This window comes from Salipiger sp. PrR007 (genome assembly GCF_010499845.1).
Lineage (GTDB): Bacteria > Pseudomonadota > Alphaproteobacteria > Rhodobacterales > Rhodobacteraceae > Salipiger > Salipiger pacificus_A.
On sequence record NZ_JAAGOZ010000076.1, the window covers coordinates 1 to 2,658 of the forward strand.

Below are 2,658 nucleotides of genomic sequence, written 5' to 3' on the forward strand. Positions count from 1 at the left end.
TGTGGCGCGACATCGCAGTTGAGTGCTGAGCGACATCGCAGGTGGATGACGGTGACGTTTTTTGACGGTGCCGGTTTGCGGCCGTCAGATCAAGTTTCGATGTCGCTGCTCAATGTCGCTGGCCGCGAGTTGTCCTTTGCTGTGGCGATCTCCTTTTCGGGCTGTTGTTTGTCGCGGTCATCTTCGATGTCGCTGAGCGATGTCGCGGCGGCATAGGCTGCACGGCGTCGGTAGCTTTCGACGTTCATCTCGAAGATTGTCGCATGGTGAACGAGCCGATCGATGGCGGCGATGGTCATCGCCCTGTCGGGGAAGATGGCGTCCCAACCACTGAACGGCTGATTGGCCGTAATCATGATAGAGCGCCGCTCGTATCGTGCGGAGATGAGCTCGAAGAGGGCGCTGGTCTCGGCCTGATCTTTTCGCACGTACGACAGGTCGTCGAGGATGAGCAGGTCGAACTTGTCGAGCTTCGCGATCTCCTGAGTGAGCGCCAGGTCCTGCCGCGCCACTTGCAGGCGTTGGACCAGGTCCGACGTTCTTGCCATAAGCACACGGTACCCTCGTTGGATGAGTTCGTATCCGATGGCCCCCGCGAGGTGCGTCTTGCCCGAGCCGGGCGGGCCGAAGGCCAGCAAATTGTGCCCTGCCTGCAGCCAGCTGTCGCCTTCGACCAGCGCTCTGACGCGGGCCTGGCTCAAGGTGGGGACCGCCAGGAAGTCGAAGGCGTCGAGCGTTTTCCCTTGCGGCAGTCTTGCAGCGGCAAGATGGCGTTGGATGCGGCGCTGTTCCCGCTCGCTCAGCTCCAGCTCGCACAGCGCCGCCAACAAGCGTTCGGCCGGCCAACCCTCCTTGTCGGCACGGGTGCAGAACTCCGGCCAGAGGCGGGCAACCGTGGGCAGCCTGAGCGCCGTCAGTAAGGTCGGCAGTGTTGCGGTTTCCACGGTCATGCTCATGCGGCCGCTCCCTGTCCTTGGATCAGGTCATCGTAGCTGCCGGCAGAGGGGATGCAGACCGGGACATCGGGCCCACCATCGCCTTCGGTCCGCGTGAAGCGGGAGCGCAGGTCCCCGAGGACCGGAAGTTCGCCTCGGGCAAGGATTGCCGAGAGGGCGGCGGCCAATTCCGCCTCGCAGGTCTGATCATGGGCGAGCCACAGCAGGCCGACTATGATCCGGCAGGCTTGCCGCAGCGGTCCGGCAGCCGTCAGCGCGTCCCAGCATCGGCGGTATTCCGTGCGAGGGAAGAGCGCGTCGCGATAGGTCAGGTTGGCGAAGGCCTGAGGCTTGGCCCGCAAGCTGTGGATGACGTGATGGTAGCTAACGACATAGCCATGGCCCCCACGTCCGCCGGCAGGCGGGCGCCCGCGCGGTAGGGTCTCGAGGGGTGTGCCGCCGAGGAACAACTCCAGGCGATCATCGAAGATGCGCAGCTTCAGCTCGTAGCCGATCAGGCGAGAGTGAACGGTGTAGAACACCTTTCGGAACACGAAGCCGCCCGACGAGGTCACCCGCACGCGCGCCTCGTCGTAATCACAGCTACGGCGCGCCGGAAGCGGCTGCAGATGTGGCCGTTCGACCCTCAGGCGGTCCCGATGCCGTGCATTGTGGCGCGCGACAACCTGGGCCACGAAGTGTCGCCAGCCGTCCAACTCATCGAAGTCATGACTGCCACGCAGCAGCAGGGCCTGCTCCAAGCGGGTCTTGAGATGCCCGTGCCGGCTCTCGATAGACCCGTTTTCGTGTGCAATGCCGCGATTGTTCCGGGTCGCTTCCATGCCGTAGTCGGCACACAGCGCGTCATAGCGTGTGCGCAGGTCCTCTCGGGCATCCCGATCGAGATTGGCGAAGGCGGCCGACAAGCTGTCCGTCCGATGTTCGCGCGGGGCGCCGCCGAGAAGCCATAGGGCGTTCTGCAATCCGCCAGCCAAGGCGGTGTAGCTCTCGCCACCAAGCACCACCTCGGCATGCTCCCAGCCCGAGTGGACCAGGGTGAAGTGATAGATCCGATGCGCCAAGGGCACTCCGGCAATCGTGACGCCGAGCGCGCGCGCGTCGAAGAAGTCGGACATGCCCTCCCGTCCCGGCGGGTGTGACTGGCGGAAGATCACTTCCTTGTCCGGCCCGTGTTCGGCGCGCCAAAGCCGCATCCGGCGCTCCAAGGTGCGGCGCGCAGAGCTCAGGTCCCGGTCCGGATGACGGTACTGCATCTCCTCGAGCACCGCGATCGGCCGAAGGCCCGGTGTCGCTTCGATCAGCGGAACGATCTCTTCATCCCAAAGGCCGGCCAAAGGGTCGGGTTTGCCGCCTCCGTGTCGGCGCTCACGTCGTTTCTGAGATGGAGGGCGGGGGTCGCGTTCGATCCGGGCTCCGGTGCTGACACTGAAGCCGGCCTTGGCTGCCGCAATCTTTTGCGTGTGATGCTGTCGAAGGGTCATGTAATCCTCGTGTTGTCGGTCGGTGATGAAACGGCCGGGCATCCGATCCTCTTCTTGGTCGTCGAAGATCGGACCACCCTGACCGCCGTCACCGCCAACCGCACGGGGTAAACCCGCGCGAGATTTTGGGGGAAGCTACATCCGGGCTACGCCCGGCTTCCGCTTCCCCCAAAATCACCACCTGCAATGTCGCGCTGTTTCACCAGCGGTGTCGCTGCACA

Annotated in this window: 2 protein-coding genes; both read right to left on the reverse strand. The window is 64.3% G+C overall.

The window, feature by feature from the left end:
* Positions 1-89: 89 nt before the first annotated feature.
* Complete coding sequence (gene istB / locus G0Q01_RS23430) at positions 90-956, reverse strand: IS21-like element helper ATPase IstB (protein ID WP_017467646.1); 867 nt, start codon at positions 954-956, stop codon at positions 90-92.
* Positions 953-2,479, reverse strand: a complete 1,527-nt coding sequence (istA, locus tag G0Q01_RS23435; protein ID WP_164213910.1) for an IS21 family transposase — start codon at positions 2,477-2,479, stop codon at positions 953-955. Before istA ends, istB begins: the two co-directional genes overlap by 4 nt.
* Positions 2,480-2,658 lie beyond the last annotated feature (179 nt).

What these genes read in the sequence shown, in the direction of transcription:
- istA (WP_164213910.1), bottom strand. Translation starts at nt 2,479, where the DNA reads ATGCCCGGCCGTTTCATCACCGACCGACAACACGAGGATTACATGACC.
- istB (WP_017467646.1), bottom strand. Translation starts at nt 956, where the DNA reads ATGAGCATGACCGTGGAAACCGCAACACTGCCGACCTTACTGACGGCG.